This is a genomic window from Paenibacillus helianthi (assembly GCF_001909055.1).
GTDB lineage: Bacteria > Bacillota > Bacilli > Paenibacillales > Paenibacillaceae > Paenibacillus_AQ > Paenibacillus_AQ helianthi.
This window is the reverse complement of record NZ_LVWI01000002.1, coordinates 355961-371757: the sequence shown is the minus strand read 5'-3', so window position 1 is coordinate 371757 and position 15797 is coordinate 355961. Positions and strand designations below refer to the sequence as shown.

The 15797-nt window shown below is 42.7% G+C and carries 17 protein-coding genes, 1 tRNA gene and 1 pseudogene; 9 read left to right on the top strand and 10 right to left on the bottom strand.

What is annotated here, in order from left to right; all coding sequences use genetic code 11:
- Positions 1-8 precede the first annotated feature (8 nt).
- Genes A3844_RS04375 through A3844_RS04360 form a run of 4 tightly spaced genes read right to left on the bottom strand, consistent with a single transcriptional unit; the run spans position 9 to position 4626 of the window.
- Positions 9-971 carry a radical SAM protein gene (locus tag A3844_RS04375; protein WP_074106722.1) on the bottom strand — a complete coding sequence of 321 codons (963 nt, stop codon included), beginning with the start codon at positions 969-971 and terminating at the stop codon, positions 9-11.
- A 34-nt stretch (positions 972-1005) separates the two neighbouring features.
- Positions 1006-2253 carry an ATP-grasp domain-containing protein gene (locus tag A3844_RS04370; protein ID WP_074106721.1) on the bottom strand — a complete coding sequence of 416 codons (1248 nt, stop codon included), beginning with the start codon at positions 2251-2253 and terminating at the stop codon, positions 1006-1008.
- A gap of 25 nt (positions 2254-2278) precedes the next feature.
- On the bottom strand, positions 2279-3415 hold the full coding sequence (locus A3844_RS04365; protein ID WP_074106720.1) for a hypothetical protein: 1137 nt from the start codon (positions 3413-3415) through the stop codon (positions 2279-2281).
- Positions 3412-4626, bottom strand: a complete 1215-nt coding sequence (locus A3844_RS04360; protein ID WP_074106719.1) for an MFS transporter — start codon at positions 4624-4626, stop codon at positions 3412-3414. The genes A3844_RS04365 and A3844_RS04360 overlap by 4 nt, the downstream gene beginning before the upstream one ends.
- Positions 4627-6199: 1573 nt before the next feature.
- On the opposite strand from A3844_RS04360, the pseudogene A3844_RS32200 reads away from it, so the two are divergent.
- The 4 genes and pseudogenes from A3844_RS32200 to A3844_RS04340 form a co-directional block, all read left to right on the top strand.
- Positions 6200-6375, top strand: a pseudogene (locus A3844_RS32200) (IS1595 family transposase); the annotation flags it as partial.
- A gap of 1206 nt (positions 6376-7581) precedes the next feature.
- A tRNA-Met gene (locus tag A3844_RS04350) sits at positions 7582-7647 on the top strand.
- Between the two features lie 153 nt (positions 7648-7800).
- Positions 7801-8079 (top strand): hypothetical protein, encoded by a 279-nt coding sequence (locus tag A3844_RS04345; RefSeq protein WP_083606679.1) that lies wholly within the window; start codon positions 7801-7803, stop codon positions 8077-8079.
- A gap of 39 nt (positions 8080-8118) precedes the next feature.
- A complete protein-coding gene (locus A3844_RS04340) occupies positions 8119-8883 on the top strand; it encodes a 2-phosphosulfolactate phosphatase (protein ID WP_244169678.1) in 765 nt (254 codons plus the stop codon).
- Positions 8884-8982: 99 nt separating this feature from the next.
- Here the strand turns inward: A3844_RS04340 and A3844_RS32665 are convergent, their stop codons facing one another.
- From A3844_RS32665 to A3844_RS04330, 3 genes are all read right to left on the bottom strand, one after another.
- Positions 8983-9144: a hypothetical protein gene (locus A3844_RS32665; protein WP_167374626.1), complete on the bottom strand. Its 162-nt coding sequence runs from the start codon at positions 9142-9144 to the stop codon at positions 8983-8985.
- A gap of 86 nt (positions 9145-9230) precedes the next feature.
- A complete protein-coding gene (locus A3844_RS04335) occupies positions 9231-9773 on the bottom strand; it encodes an ImmA/IrrE family metallo-endopeptidase (protein ID WP_074085625.1) in 543 nt (180 codons plus the stop codon).
- A 112-nt stretch (positions 9774-9885) separates the two neighbouring features.
- The gene (locus tag A3844_RS04330) at positions 9886-10062 is read right to left on the bottom strand and encodes a YjfB family protein (protein WP_074085624.1); all 177 of its coding nucleotides are present in this window, start codon (positions 10060-10062) and stop codon (positions 9886-9888) included.
- Between the two features lie 561 nt (positions 10063-10623).
- Between A3844_RS04330 and A3844_RS04325 the strand changes: the two genes are divergently transcribed.
- Entirely contained in the window at positions 10624-10836 is a 213-nt protein-coding gene (locus tag A3844_RS04325) for a hypothetical protein (RefSeq protein WP_143186142.1), read from the top strand.
- Between the two features lie 51 nt (positions 10837-10887).
- Here the strand turns inward: A3844_RS04325 and A3844_RS04320 are convergent, their stop codons facing one another.
- Positions 10888-11328 (bottom strand): NucA/NucB deoxyribonuclease domain-containing protein, encoded by a 441-nt coding sequence (locus A3844_RS04320; protein WP_074106717.1) that lies wholly within the window; start codon positions 11326-11328, stop codon positions 10888-10890.
- A 167-nt stretch (positions 11329-11495) separates the two neighbouring features.
- Between A3844_RS04320 and A3844_RS04315 the strand changes: the two genes are divergently transcribed.
- Positions 11496-11879, top strand: a complete 384-nt coding sequence (locus A3844_RS04315) for a cytidine deaminase (protein ID WP_074085622.1) — start codon at positions 11496-11498, stop codon at positions 11877-11879.
- Positions 11880-12019: 140 nt separating this feature from the next.
- Positions 12020-13495 carry a glycosyl hydrolase gene (locus A3844_RS04310; RefSeq protein ID WP_074100415.1) on the top strand — a complete coding sequence of 492 codons (1476 nt, stop codon included), beginning with the start codon at positions 12020-12022 and terminating at the stop codon, positions 13493-13495.
- Positions 13496-13510: 15 nt separating this feature from the next.
- On the opposite strand, the gene A3844_RS04305 is transcribed toward A3844_RS04310, so the two are convergent.
- The gene (locus A3844_RS04305) at positions 13511-14011 is read right to left on the bottom strand and encodes a PH domain-containing protein (protein ID WP_074106716.1); all 501 of its coding nucleotides are present in this window, start codon (positions 14009-14011) and stop codon (positions 13511-13513) included.
- A 293-nt stretch (positions 14012-14304) separates the two neighbouring features.
- Between A3844_RS04305 and A3844_RS04300 the strand changes: the two genes are divergently transcribed.
- Both A3844_RS04300 and A3844_RS04295 read left to right on the top strand, forming a co-directional pair.
- Complete coding sequence (locus A3844_RS04300) at positions 14305-14940, top strand: hypothetical protein (RefSeq protein WP_074100413.1); 636 nt, start codon at positions 14305-14307, stop codon at positions 14938-14940.
- 275 nt (positions 14941-15215) lie between these two features.
- Complete coding sequence (locus A3844_RS04295) at positions 15216-15551, top strand: YolD-like family protein (protein WP_074085618.1); 336 nt, start codon at positions 15216-15218, stop codon at positions 15549-15551.
- Between the two features lie 29 nt (positions 15552-15580).
- Here A3844_RS04295 and A3844_RS32660 read toward each other — a convergent pair whose 3' ends face one another.
- On the bottom strand, positions 15581-15748 hold the full coding sequence (locus A3844_RS32660; protein ID WP_167374625.1) for a hypothetical protein: 168 nt from the start codon (positions 15746-15748) through the stop codon (positions 15581-15583).
- Between the last annotated feature and the right edge of the window lie 49 nt (positions 15749-15797).

The window sequence follows — 15797 nt, the reverse complement described above, 5'->3', positions numbered from 1 at the left end:
CCTCCAGTCTAATAATTCCACACTTCTTCATTTGGGATAAATCCGGCTGCAGTTGACGAACAACCTGTACAGATATTTGGCCCCTTTTTACTGAAAAATGAAGAACTCTCCATCATAGTATCACTTATCATTGAAAAATTATTTTCGTCCATCTTCACGCTAGTAATATGTCTGTCTATTCGATGCGGTAACAGACTACAAGGAAAAAGATAACCATTTTTCGGATCATAAAATCGCATATGATGTACTAGTGTGCAACAGTTATCAGGTGTTGGAGTAATGCCCGATTCAAAGAAACGCTCTCTCTCATCATTACCTTCTCCACACCATTGCTTACCCAGAGGCTTCAATTGACCCTGTTCAGGACCATGTTTGTAGAGAATATTTAGATCGGATATGATACGTTCAATGACTTCTGCTGAATATTTAAGTGGATGGTCAAGTTTAAGGGCGGACAACTCCCATTGTTCCACCCCAAGATCGGATAAAAGTTTTTGTACTGAAATCAATTCTCCAAAGTTGTGAACTCCCGCTACTGTATTCACACGTGTATGTATTCCGAATTCTTGGCACAATTTCAACCCTTTAACAGCGGAATCAAAAAGCCCTGGTGTATTACGAAAGCGGTTGTGACTTTCGGATGAAGATCCATCAATCGATACAATAATCTGAGATAATCCAGCATTTCCCAACAGTTCTGCCTTTTCTGCTAAATAGTAGCCATTGGTAATGATTGATGATTGAATGCCTGCATCTTTAGCTATCTTAATGAAGTCGATTATATTCTCATGGAGCAGCGGTTCTCCTCCAGTGAATCGAATATATTCTAATCCCTCTTTTTTTGCTTTGTGCAAAATTTTTATATATTGTTGCACACCTAGTCGGTATTCGTCTTGTGATGATCGGAAATTACACATAAAACATCCTGCATTGCAGGCCTCCAAAATGCGGATAAATAAGTATTTCGGCATATAATTAAAGCCTCCTGATTATGATTAAAATAATTTATTTCGAATCAGTTTCTAATATGAATTTAAAGTTCAAGAGGATATTCAACATTCGCTGGTGAACCTGATCAACTGACTGGCCTTCAACTAGCAGGTAGCCAGAACCGGACATTGATGCTCTCTCAGGCTGCACCGTTTGGCCTTCTGTTACTATTAATACACCATCGATGACACCTTCCATTTGTATCAATTCGTTCAGTGTTGAAATCTCTTTCACTTTCCCTTGTTTAACTGGTAGCAGAAGTTCCCCGACAAAACGATTTTCAATGTAATCTAGTACTGGATATTCGCCGATATGGATTTTTATTAGTGTATCAAATAAGTTAATACCATACGAAAGCCCATGAATTACCGGAATTTGACTACCAGACAGACGCAGACCAACTTCGCCAAGTACGATTTGTTTGTGTGCTGGATCAGCAAAATACTCAATATGAACGTATCCATGGGTGATGTTCATGCCTTGAATATATTTATTAATGATATATTCGGCTTTATCTTTAATTGCTGTTGAGTAATGTCGCATCGTAATACTCGCGTTGATCTCACCATCTAATGTTTTAATGAGTTGAGCAGGATACATTAAAGGATAGTAGGCAATCGCTTTACTGTCGAAAATAAGTACATCCAATGCAAATTCCATCATATTGATGTATTCCTCTGCCAACCATTGATACTTAGAATGCATATAAATCTTCTTTGCTTCTTCAGGTGACTTCAAGACAAATGTATCACGGCAGGAACTGTCGTCTACCGGTTTTAGCACAATTGGCCATCCCATTTCATGACCTGCTTCAATTAATTCTTCAACGTTACATATTTCTCGATAATTAGCAGTTTTAAAACCAATCTCTCTCAGTTTGTCTTTCATCCTTGCCTTGTTCCGACTACATATAGTCTGTTCTTCTGTCAGGCAGGGTAACTCTAAATAACGCGCAAAGCTTTGAGAGAAATATTGAGCTACTTCAGAGGGGTTAAGAAAGTATTCCACTCTAACACCTTTGCTAATCTGCCACCTTTGGAATCGTTGTGCCTCACTCTCAATTGGATTCATAATATTAACCCAGAATACAAGGTTCTCATGTTCTGTTTTTTTTAGATATTCCTCACTGAATGCATCGCGGCAATGTTGGAAGCGCAAAAGAACAGGAACTATATATTCCGAATTGAGCAGCCATTGAGTCAATAGCATTGGCCGATCTTCTACGTAGAGAATGTGCTTCATTTCTGTATTACGAATCCCCATTTGTTTATTCACTCCTAAATAGTTATTACGCATTATAGGAAAAAACATCTTGTATGATTTCCACAACTTCCGCCGTACCGTCAGTTAATTCTTCTCCAAGTACAGTACGTTGTCTCTCTGAGGATGGTGGCTCTACATTGAGTATTTCAGATAAGCGGACTTTGGCAAACATTTGTGCACCTTGATCTACAGAAAAACACTCTATTGTGCGTCCTACTAGTGCTACCCCCTCTGCTTCAGGTAGATTTGCGGGTATAATGTATTCGGTATATATATCGGACCAATTCAATGACATATCAGTAAACCCTTCTTGTTCGTACCTGTTCAACATTAATGCTTGGCTATAATTCTGTGGGGGCAGATAACGTATTGGAGTTTTATATACGAGTGCTTCATATGTAGTAGTTAGCCCAGGAGAAGCAATTAGCATTTTACATATCGCCAATGATTGCAAAAACTTGTCATGTGAGAGATGTATGAACTCTCCTCGAAACTGTTTACCATATTTTTGCTTAAAGAATTCAATGACTGAAGAGTTACCAGTTATCATTATTTTTTCATAGGATGAATTATTTAACGGCTCAATTAAGTTTGACAAAACCGCTTCCGGGTAAAAGAGTCCTTTCCCAAATTTATTAAAGGGGCTTTCTAATCCAGCAAAACTTACCAATAAAAAGTTTTCCCGTTCACCTACGTTTATAAATGAGGTATCAACTATAGGACCACAGAAACGGAAATTAGCCGAATTTGCATTAAACTCACTAATCTTTGTATAAACACCCGGAAATTTTTGAATAATATATTCTACATCTTGTAGATCATCAGGCAATTTGTCCCACATCCAGAAAAGGCTGTCCACGTATACAGTCTTAACCCCAAAATGATTAGCGAATTTGACTGCATCCGGTTCGAGTACGTTTAGCATGAGATCAGCTTCTTTAAAAGCATTTGTCAACTTGTTATGTTCGATCAATACACTATTTATAAAGTCAAACTCTATAATATCTGTAAAATAGTCAGTTAAATTTGCCAATTGCAGAACCAATCCATCAGCGACCAATTTCAATTCAAAACCTTGAGATTTGAGACTCTTACAGATTGACAGTAACTTTCCTGAAGGGCCGTACCCAAAGGATGCAGCAGTACATAAAATTGTTTTCATTTTGTAACCTCCCTAGGAACTATTGCTCGAACTCCGACATTATACTTCTTGTAAAATCTAAATAAGTAGGCGAACATTGGGAAAGTCATGACTGCTGTAATTAAAATTATGCCTTGATAGCCAGAAGAGTTACCTACCAGGCCGTAAAAAGGATACATAATAAGTGTAACTAAACTATAAGAAGCACCAAATGAAGAAAGAATGGTTGCACGTACATCATCGTTAACTTCTTGATTAATAAAATAGAAGACAGATGGTTCCATAAGATCGAGCTTGATGTAGATTAAAAAGAATCCCAAGATAACAAGAGGAATATTATGCGTGAAGAGTAGAACTATACCGGAAAAATACATAATAGTTGATAGTATTAGTATCGTTTTTAACGACAACTTAATCAGGTGATGCGAATTAATTGCTGCCACCGTACTAAACAATGTGCAAACTCCATATATGATACCGACCATTCCACTGCTTATTTTCAACTCAGCAAAATATCCTTGCATGAACATTGTAATTGCATTAGTACTACAAGAAATAATAGTTATAAATAGAATTAGAAACTGCACCAGCGGAATAGTTTTGATGACTGAAAAACCCTCCGCTGCTATCTTAAATGGTGATGTATGCTTAGCTTTAGAATTTTTTGAGCCCATCGCATTCTCAGGAAAAAACAGAATAACCACACCCGCTGCTACTGATAAGATACCTTGAAATAAGAAGGGTAAAGCTAATGATGAGTCTGCCATAAAGCCACCAATCATTGTAGCAATACTAAGGACTAGTGCTGCTATACCGCTTCTCCAGCCAAGAATCTTAGCATAACGACTCTCTTGTTTTTTCTTCAATAAATAGTCATACAATAAAGCTTCATCTGATCCACTCTGGAACGAACTAGCTATACCATCGAGACAAAATAGTAACAAAAAGAAAATAAATGTATCTTTTGGATGTATTATGCTAGTGCTAAACATTGTCATGGCAACTAAAGATGCCAAGAAATTCCCAAAGGCTAAAGAATACTTTCGTTTAATATAATCAGCGATTACACCACTGGGGAACTCAAACAAAAAGCGAGAAGCGAAATATCCCATCTGAATCACACTAAATTGTAGAAATGAAATCTGAGAACCCATTGTAAATATCATTAATATTGACCTAGAAAATCTAGAATTTGCTAATACAATAAACAAGTAGTAAATAAAAAAGTTCATGTCAAAACCCCAATTTTCGTAAAATTATAAAAAATGTGCACAAACAGTAAAACAATTATTATAAATATCCATTTTATAAAAAATGATCAATCAATATCCTTTCGGTCCTTATTTTTCTTTTTATATTCGACCTGATGATAATAACATAATTATTTAGTGAATTATTGTCGGAATATGTTGTCGAAAAAAATCTTTTTAGTGTCGTTTATTTGTATATATAATATAAATTATCGCATTATATATAACTAAATAAATGCGAGATTGCCCCTCATTAAGCTTTTTTATATTCTTAAGTAGGGTGATCCATCCTTATTTTTATTGTCGAATGTAGTCGTTATCATCCACAAAAAGTTCACTAGTGAATAATTCAAAAATATGTATATCGACTATTAATGAATAGTCTAAATTTATCTTTACGGACTTATTCACTCAAATCGAAGGTATATTCATAATATTCCACCTATATTAGACAACCAAAAGGCGCACAAGAAGAGGATTTATGTACCTCTTCAATATTATTAACTGGTACTGCCACAAATTGATTGACTATGAGCTACCCAGTACGCTGGAGTAGTCCATTGCCCACTGGATAAATATTTAATTATGGAGATTTCGACTCACAGATTGCTGTATTCAGGATTTTGTTGATTTTTTCGAACGTTCCAGAGGAATATATTGTTGTCATCGATAGAGAGCTAACAGGACATAACATGTTGCGGAGTGTAGCGACTATCGGCTTTCAATTTATCATTTGAAATAAAACAGAATCATTTGATCCATTGTAAGTTTAATGCTTAACAAGGAGGGCATAAGTGGGGTGTAAAAGCAAACTCGAGCGGGCAAAAAGTGAAGCGGAAACAGTAATCCAGATAAAGTCCGAAATGAATGAACAGCCTTTTGGCAGAGAATATTTTGCAGAGATACAGGCTGTTTGCGTTTTCATATCAGAATAGAAGTAAAAGCGATGGGCGATCTATAGGATTTCTTATTGTTTGGCATTTTGGTATATAGCAGAAAATTATATCTAATGTATGGGATTTTTGTACTGAATCGCATTTTTGTTAGAAGGATGTTCATAATATATATAATTATAAAAAAAGAATATTTGTTTTAAAGGTGAGGAGAGAAGAAATGTCGAAAGTTGAAGAAAGCTTGTTTTAAAGGGAGAGATATGGGGGGACAAACAACACACAGCAGCGGGTCAGATGGCAGGATACTTATTTCAACCGGAAAGAGCTCTATATTTGGTTAGCGAAAAGTCCAGATGGAGCTCAGATTGGTATTGAGACAGAGGACGATATTGTAATAAAAGCTATTAACAATGAAATTACCGGTCTGGAGCAGGACAAGCATTCAACCTCGGATAAGATTCCGTTTGGTGACAGTAGTAAAGCTCTTTGGAACACTCTTGGAATATGGTGTAAGGCTATAAAATCAGATGAAGTTAACGTGGGAATATGTAAATTTTATCTTGTATCGAATAAAGTGCTATCCGAAGGATAACAAAGAGATTGGGTAGAGCTTCAGTGCTCTGCATGAGGAACAGTCTTGTTTGAAAGTAAAGTAGGGCTTTCGGTTCATTGGCGTGGTGACGAAATACCTCAACCATTATTTGAGCTGGTTTCAGTTTCTAGACCAAATTAAGCATCGTAATGATGATACAACTGTCAGCAGATGATTGTTGAAAGCTGTGTGTTCTCAACGGAAATGACCTATGATAAACTCGTGTTATCAGAATTTTCCAAATGAGGAGCGATAGGGGATACCAAGTAAAACCCACAAACCTTGCTATTAAAGGATTTTGATTCGGCATACTTTGCATAATATTCCGAAATGTTTAGTAGGAGAAAAAAACTCTCAGTACATATTTTGGGGGTATTATCATGGAATTCTTACCATTTCAAGAGTTAACCATTCAACTCGAGAAAGAACTGCACCGGCTGCTTTACAAGGAACAGTCGATTAAGTAATACAAGTCCAATGTGGCGACGAATTGATTCCTTTTTGCAATCGGAGGTTTACGACCACTTTACCGAAGATGCCGGCCTTCGCTTTCTTGAACAAGAATACGATTATTTCGAACTGGAGAAGACCGGGAACTTTCACAGTCCATTTTTAACGGCTCTCGGGTGGTTAGATTGCTTGGAGATTACCGTTACATGGCTGTATTCTGCGCAGATATTACAAGCAGAAGAAATTACTACAAAACACTATTTTCGAAATAATGCTCGAGTAATACTCGAAGCATGGTGAAATGAATGACTACTGGATACAGTTACAAGATGATCGAACAGTAACTTTGTGCGCTTCTTTCCTTTTCTTCACAACAACCAACCTCATCCGCATGATCTGACGGAAACCATCCCATCCATAAAGGCTAGAAAGCAGAGTCGGATCCCCTCCGTCTGGTCAACAGAGCATGTGACTAAACTGCTTGAAGCAATTGAAAGAGGCAATCCGACCAACACTACCACGCAATCCAAATATGTGGAATACTATATTATGACATTCTAAGAAGTAGCAGTACTCGCTTGAAAAAAGGGGCACCCCTCTGTAAGGTGCCCTAAGTTTTTACCCGATAAAACTCCAATCATTGCACAGGTACAACCAAATCCAAATATGAAAGACATAGAAAGACTTAGTGAGGTTCATATATATTCACCTTCAGTGGAATTATATGACCATATTTACAACAGAACCTATCCCAATTAATCGGAATCAAAATAGAAACTTCCTTTATATAGCGCAGAAATCGGAACTAATCCGAACCATACATTTAGGAACGTAAGAAATACGACAGGTTCTACCATGGAGCAATTTGAGAAAACAACTTGTGCTTATCTTGCTAACGTATTTGTAAACGAACTATTAAAAATAGAGTTGAATGTATATCGACAAAACACTAAGTTAATGATGCTTTATGAATAAAGTTTAACCTATAATAACCTTTCCCCAAACTCAGTTGGTTAGAGCGGTCGGCTCATAACCGATTGGTCACAGGTTCGAGTCCTGTAGGGCCCACTTCTCAAAACCCCTTGCCTAGCAAAGGATTTTTACTATGTTGGGGTTGCTAAGAATCAGAAAAGGTCTTCTTAGAAAACCGGAGGAATTTCGATCACGCAGAACTTGCATACCTAAGAGAAATTTCAAATACATATTTCCAGGAGGTATGACTTGAAGAATTTAGGGGTTATTTTTCCATTTCTGTTGTTCATGCTTACGGGTTTGTTTACGGTCTACAGTTTTGTATTTCCCTTTGAGGCCGGAGAGAAGCTGCAAGGCGTTTGGGTTGTGATGATCATCTTTTTGAGCCCGCTAGGGCTGGTAATGGCAATTACCAACAAGGGCAATACGCAGCCTAAGCTCAAAAAAGTCGCAATTGGCGGGAATGTGGCATTGATACTGTTTCTTTTTTTGTATATGTCCCTAGGCGTTATCGTTCTTGGGGTTTAACGTTTGGTGTGGACTATCTGTCATTAAGGAGGAGATTTCTTGTTTTATGACCAAATGGATTATGAAATTAAGCTGGAGTGGGGGGCCAGAGGGACTCGTGCAGCTTCGCAGCGTGGGGATATAGTGATTATCGTGGATGTGCTCAGTTTTTCTTCCACGGTGGTGACTGCGGTGCAGCATCAGGCAATCATATACCCGTACCCGCCACCCCTAAATGAGCAAGCCAAGGCTTACGCCCAAACTAAGAATGCAGAAATGGTGTGGGGAAGAGCAGAAGCCCTTAGAGAGGGCGGGCATTCGCTGTCTCCGTTGTCTTTCGGAGCGGGAGATCGGGCACGTAATTATGTCATGTGCTCATTGAACGGGGCTTTGTGCACATCTGCAGCCTCACAGATTCCCACTTTGCTCATTGGCTGTCTGCTGAACGCCTCGGCTGTGGCAAAATCCGCCCAACGGTTTGTTCAAAAGCTGAATAGAAATATCACTGTCATTGCCTGCGGGGAGAAGTGGTCCGATGCGGCCAATCAGGAAAATAACCTGCGTCCCGGCATTGAAGACTACTTGGCTGCAGGAGCGATCATTTCGCAGCTTCAAGGAAGCAAGTCGCCGGAAGCGGAGGTCTGTGCAGGAGCTTATGAATACTCGAAGCATAAGATAGAGAGGCTGATCAGGGAGTCAGCAAGTGCACGTGAACTGCGTGAGCGGGGGGATGATGCAGATGTGATCTACTGCTGCCAACTCGACAAGTATGCTGTGGTGCCGATGCTGTATGAGGAGTATTGTACAGAAGCAGATAACAGATGATTTCGGAAAAGAAGGCGGGGCCCTCCTATTCAGATATTTGGACCCTGCCGGATGACGGCGGGGCCGCTTTTTAACCGGGCAACGCTATGGCATAAGTTACTAATCTTCTTGCGGTTCTTGCAGGAGAATGGAAAAAGTCTGGGTCTCGTGGTTCACTTCAATGGTTTCGATGCCCACAAAATCCGGAATTTCGGGGTGTACTGCGTCCACGCTGTAATCCGGATGGGTCAACAACAAGTGGATAACTTCGATGGCTTCCATACCGCTCCCCCCTAAGGGTAATTTCTTGATACCTATAGGCTCTGATCTCAGATAAATGCATGTCTGCATTATTATCTCCTCTGCATTTACCGAATATGTCTGTGGCTTAATTTTCTGTCCTCGTTTCGCTCCATCACAGCAATCAACTGGCCCTGGAACACACGCCGCTGAATTTGATCGATCCGCTGCAGAGCCAACTCGCAGGGAACCTGAAAAGCAGCAGCAAGCTCCTGAATCGCATCTTCACGGAGTTCAGGCAGAGTCATCTTCGAAATCATGGAGTAAGGCATTGCCGCATACAGAATGAAGCGTTCCGATTCATCCCTCTCCGCTTGACTAAATTGCTCAGGCATCAGTGTGTGGCTGCCGGCATGACGGAGCAGATGGCAGAGCTCATGCAGAAATTCCAGGCGCTGAAGTTCATCCGGAAGCCGGTTGTCGATAAACATGCTATACATACCGGCAGAGGCCTCAATCCCTTTGCTCCTCACATCCAAATAATGGACCCAAATATTCAGGCGCTCGGCAATATATGCAATCGAAATTTGTGCCGGCTTACGGATATCCAACCGTTCATATAAATCTTCCGTCCACTTCTCCAGAGCCGTCATTTGATAGTAAGAATGCATTTGATTCACCTCAGATACAAGATCGTATGTTCGTATTTATGGCCAAAAGAAAAGCCCGAAGGGCTTAAGGTTGACGCGAACCTGTGTTCTTATGTATCTAAGCATAAAGCAATCAAACTCTAATATCAAGTGTTTTTCCCAAGTTAGGGTGTACGCTCTGTTCAAGCATTTGAGCCATATTCTGTCCCTGAACCTCTGCCTGATCCTTGGCAATGCTGAGCACTTGCAGACTTGCAGCCTGTTGAAGACTAGCCTGACCCAATGATACGGATAAAGCGGCGATATCCATTTCACACCTCCTAAAAGTTTTGTGAGCATGGCTTCCTGTCCTACTTCGTACAAAACTCACTTCGGAAGCATAGTCTTAAGTTTTGTGAGCATGGCTTGAAGAGGAGCATTCCTATTGTATATCGACTTTCTTCACACAATTGATTAGGTGAATGGGATTTCTTTGCCAATTGGCCCATGCAGCACATTAGCCTGCAACATATTCTGTGCTGTAGTCAATATTTAAGAGGAGGAATTAACTATGGGAGCAGATTATGGTTGCGGTTGTGGTAATAATGTCGGTGGAGTAAATCAAGGTCCTCCAGTAGTGCCGGTTTGTAGCCCTTTTACTTCGACAGGTGCGATTCTGGTACTGTTCATTCTGCTGGTTATTATCACTAGAGCCTGTATATTCTAGAATGCATTATAGTATTTCAATCTGCAAATGTGGTCCTGTCTGGCGAATGCCGGATAGGACTATTTCTTTAATAATGCGTCTTTTTTCGCAGATCATCGAATACAGAACATCTGTTTGCATATAATACATACAAACGTTCTGTTTCTTCGAAGGGAGGGTCTTCACTTGCGCCCGAAGGATATAGAAAAGCTGATCGGTGAGGTGGTTGAAATTATATACGAAGATAAGGCAGGCAAAATTACACAGCGGAGAATAAAAGTTCACGGACACAAAGCCGGGCTTCTCAGAACAACTTGTTTTACAACCGGCGGACCCCGGGTTTTTCGGGTGGAGCGAATTCTGGCCTGGCGGCGGGATAAGGTAAGCCATGCCGGGTGATACAGCGTGCAAGCTGATACGAATCATATATCACCAACGGCCGGTGCCGGGCTATTTGAACATGAACTCCACCCGCGTGCCGTCAGGCAGCTCCTCCAGTTGATTGCCCACCCAGCTGCCGGCACCGCGGTTGTCCTTAGGCGTTATGTATTCGATGTCAGCACCGCTGCCACCCTCCTCACACATGGCCATCGGCCATTCGTCGCGGTCATATCCTTTTTTGGTCGGGATCCCCTTCAAGGATTCTTTGCGGTTCTCTTCGGCTTCCTGCCGGTCGATGGTGCAAATGGACGACTCTCCACTTCGGATGGCATCCTGAATGTGCCTGGCTGTCTCCGGGTAACGGTCACTGGGGAACACCAGTTGGATAACATCAGTGTCTCCTGTAGTAGACTGACTGCCAGGCAGTGGCCCTTTCTCCTCAAACCAGTAAGCGGCGGCCAAGAGCAGCAGGACGATGATGAAACTTGGGATGAATTTCTTGGACTTCACTTTGCTGCCCCCTAAAAGTTTTGTTAGCCTATGCTTCTAAATACAGCTTCGTACAAAACTGCTTCGCAAGCATAAGCCTAAGTTTTGTGAGCCTATGCTTTCGCCAAACGTAGACTTAACCAGTATATCTTAAATCCCGCCCCATTTAGTATACTGAAAATCAGACGTTGATTGCCTGCGCACAGGAAATCATCAAGAAGCGCTATGAATGGGAGAGACATCATGTGGGAGCGGCTCTCCGGACCAAGACGGGGGAGATCTTCACCGCAGTTCATGTGGAGGCCAGTCTATCCAGAGTTACCGTATGTGCGGAAGCGATGGTGATCGGAAAGGCAATATCCGAGGGATACAAGGAGTTTGATACGATAGTTGCGGTAAGACATCCCGATCCCGATAATGCTGAAGGGGAGATCCAAGTTGTCTCCCCATGCGGCATGTGCAGAGAGCTGATTGCCGATTACGGCAAGGATTGCAAGGTGATTGTTCCTGTAGAGGGAACTCTAGCCAAGGTGAGTGCAGTCGGGTTGCTGCCAATGAGGTATTCCAGATAGCTGAAAAGGAATATACATAGCTTGAATATGGTTTTTGGATTCCGTGCGGGTTAGGTATGCCGATTTCATGTCGATTCGCCGTGCATTTGTCCTACACATCCCCATATGATGTAGAAAAAAGGGATAGGATGGTGGAAAAGATGGAATCACGTATACTTCGGGATTTACTGGATTCCGCCTCACGGCTGGTAGGTGATGTGCAGTGGCAGGCAGCCTTTCGAAATGTGCTGATGGCTCCGGCAGATGCTGCGCTCGCTCCCACGGCAGTGAAGCTGTTGAAAACGTTATACCGGCTGCAAGGGCAAGGAATTCTCAGCGGGCAACATGATTATCTGGAGAGCCCCGATGAGTTCAGCAGCAAGCTGAAGATGCTTAGCGGTCAATATGCGGCAATCCACGGCTATGAGCTGGGAGCTATTGAGAACCAGACGGTACAGCAAATCGACAGCCAGCGGCAGGCGGTGGTCGATAGTGCGATTAAGTGGAATAAAGCGGGCGGAATAGTGACGCTGACGTATCATGCCCATCTGCCGGGGACAGCTCCGGTGTGGCAGAATGTCCAGATGAGTCTCAGTGACGCAGATTTTGCCAAGTATATTTCGCCGGGTACTGTCCAGTACAATGCACTGATTACGGATCTGGACAAGACAGCCGAGTCGTTAAAAAAACTGAATGATGCAGGTGTCCCGGTGCTCTGGCGGCCGTATCATGAGATGAATGGCGATTGGTTCTGGTGGGGGAGGAAAAGCTCGTTCAGCCAGTTGTGGGACATCATGTTCGAACGGTATACGGCATATCATAAACTTCATAATCTGTTGTGGGTGTGGAGCCCCAATGCCGAAAACCAATGGTCAGATGAACCGGCCAGCTATTATCCGGGCAGCAGCAGAGTGGACGTACTGGCAATGGATATCTATGATGCGGATTTCAAGGCTAGCCATCAAGATTCTCTATGGGAGCTGGGGCGCGGCAAACTAATTGCCATTGGTGAAAATGGGGAGCTTCCGCCTCCGGCTGTGCTGGCCAAGTCCCAGAATAAATGGTCTTACCAGATGAACTGGGGCAAGCTGCTGTTTGAGAAGAACAGTGATGTGGCGATCAAGTCTTTTATGAAGGATTCCTTTGTGTTCACCCTGGATGAATATACGGCAAAGGCGGCAATATATGCCTCTATGCCTGAAGCAGCCCCTATGCCGGGGTTATATGGGCAATATTACAGTAATGCAACGCTTAGCGGAACACCCGCGGTTACGCGGACCGATGCAGATATTAATTTTGTCTGGCGGCTGTCAGCTCCCGATCCGGCACTTCCAGCCGATGTATTCTCTGTTCGCTGGAGCGGCAGGCTGAGTGCGGCCTACACAGAGAGCTATACGATATATTCGTCCTCAGATGATGGTATCCGGGTGTGGATAGACGGGGTGCTGGTCATTGATAGCTGGGTGAAGCAGAGCGGGCAGGAACGGAAGGGTATGGTGAATCTGATTGCCGGGAAGCTGCATGAATTGAAGGTGGAGTATTATGAAAACCAAGGTGATGCGCGGGCAGTTCTGATGTGGGAAAGCCCCAGACAGGTCAAAGGCGTCATTCCAGCCGGGGCATTCTATCTTCCCTAAAAGGCAGGGCGGTGTCTAGATTTGTTCGCGGTAGCTGATATTATTGGCGATTTTTTCATCGCGCACAGCTTTGCGGAGCGCATCCTTTACGGTTTGGGGATGGCGGATTCTGCGCAATATCAACTGTGGCGATGAAGCATCATCCGAAAATACCGTAAGGATTCCAATGCCGAGAATACGCTGCATGATGGACTGGTCGACAGAGAAGTCATTCACCCGCAGCAATTCGATTTCTTCAACGTCTTTGCCAATCAGTCCGGTTTTGACCATAATACGCTGGCTGGTGATCGTATATGTAGTTGTGTTCAGGCGTATAATGCCTTTGAGGCGGTCGGAAATACCGGCCGGTTTGCCCTGCCACAGTTCGATTTCAGGTCCTGAACCCGATCCGGGTGCAGCTCCAGCCGAGGAACGGCGTATGGGTGCGGCTGAATCCCCCTCAGTACTTGCTCCACATTCTCCGCAATATTTGGCGCCTTGCTTGTATTCTGCGCCACAGCTAGTGCAATAAGGCATCGCAATCTTCCTCTCTATTAATCATGTTGCAATCATTATAGTATAAACAGAGATTTCCAGACACTGCTGGCGGTCTTTTTTTTGGAATTTATATGCTCAACGCTATACATTATCCTTCTATTTCTCGCTGAAACGGTAGTTCCCTTAAAAGGACGAATCACCGTTTCTACTTGTTTTCACTGAATGGATACGCTTCAATTCCGCCAAATATACCATTCCTGCTATTTTTACATTATTTTCAGTTGCACTTTACAATACTCGATATTATTCTGTTAATTGGAGGGATTTTAAATATGAGACAAGCCTTACTGGCAGTATTACTAATGGTAGTTATGGTTCTAAGCGCCTGCAGCAATAATTCGGCACCAGCTTCCCACGAAGAAGTGCAGGAGAAGGTACAAAGCTTTTATAATGAAATGACAAAATTTGATCAAATGGGAAAATCCTCGTTGGACGCATTCAACACAACCTTAACCTCATTTTCATCAGGAAAAGCAACGGACAAGGAATTGGAAAAGGCAATAGATCAATTTCAGGACACGGCTTCGGATATCGCTGATGAAGTCAAAGATGTGAAAATTTCCAAAAGCCTGCCAGAGAATATTCAAAAGCTGCTAAAAGACTCAATGATTGCGTTTCAGAGCGCGTACTCCATCAAGGAGCAGGCCTCGAAAAGTGCGGCTTCCCCAGACGTTACAGCCGATGAGTTCAAGGATATGAACCAGCAAGCGGATGTGGCGATGTTGTACGGCATCTCCAAGCTGAATGAAGCCAGAGTAGCCGCAGGACTGATCGAGAAGGGGAGTGCGGCGGAAGAAACATTGTCTGGTACAGATACTAGCACCGCTGCAGACACACAAGCAAATACAGACACTAAGGACAAGAATACAAAGTCTGGTTCAGGTACTTCGGTCACTGACGTTAAGTAAAAAAGGAATGCCGCATAAGCGACTTCCTTACATTAAGGCACAAACAAAGGCGCTTCACAGAATAACTGTGAGCGTCTTTTTGTTAGCTATTGGGAACGTACCAGACAGAGATTAAAACGTCTGGACTTCACTCTTGTCATTCTATTGCGGCTGCATACATTATTTTGTGATTGATTAAAAAGCGGAGATGGGCGTATAATACAAACATACGTTCGTGTATGGTGGGAATGCAACCTGTAAAACGATTTAAGAACACCATGGAAGGAGGAACGGCAATGGGAGAAAAGCTGGAAGGGAACCGCCTATGGGAGAGCAGCCGGATGATGCTGCCGGAGCACAAGAGCCGGATTTGGAATGATAAGCGGGAAATGCTTCGCCGCATGAAGCCGGTTCTGAACGAGCAGAAGCTGGAGGAGATTGAGTTCACGCTGGCGCTATCGCTGCGGAGTCATGTCCGGGTAACGGTGGTGTTGTTTGATGCTTTTGAGAATAAGCAGCTGAACGGCTTTGTGACCTCCATTCACACCCACTCGCGCGAGATCAAGCTGCAGTGGGCGGAGGAATGGAAGTGGATTGATGTGGATGATATTGTGGAGGCATACATCGTCTGAGGGCCAGCCTTGACCCATTAGATGAAGCCCTATTCTCTATTTGTGGAATGGGCTTCTGTTCTCTCATAAGCAATCAGGGTCACGGGCTTATTGCCGTTCATTTGAGCAATTGCCGCTTCGGCCTGGCGGATGATCTCCACCGCATCCTCCTGTTCACTCAATGCCGCGACTTTGTAGCTGTCACTGTGGATGTCCATGCTGTTATCCCACCTTTCACTTTTATCTTAGCCTGTTTGGGTAGAAATC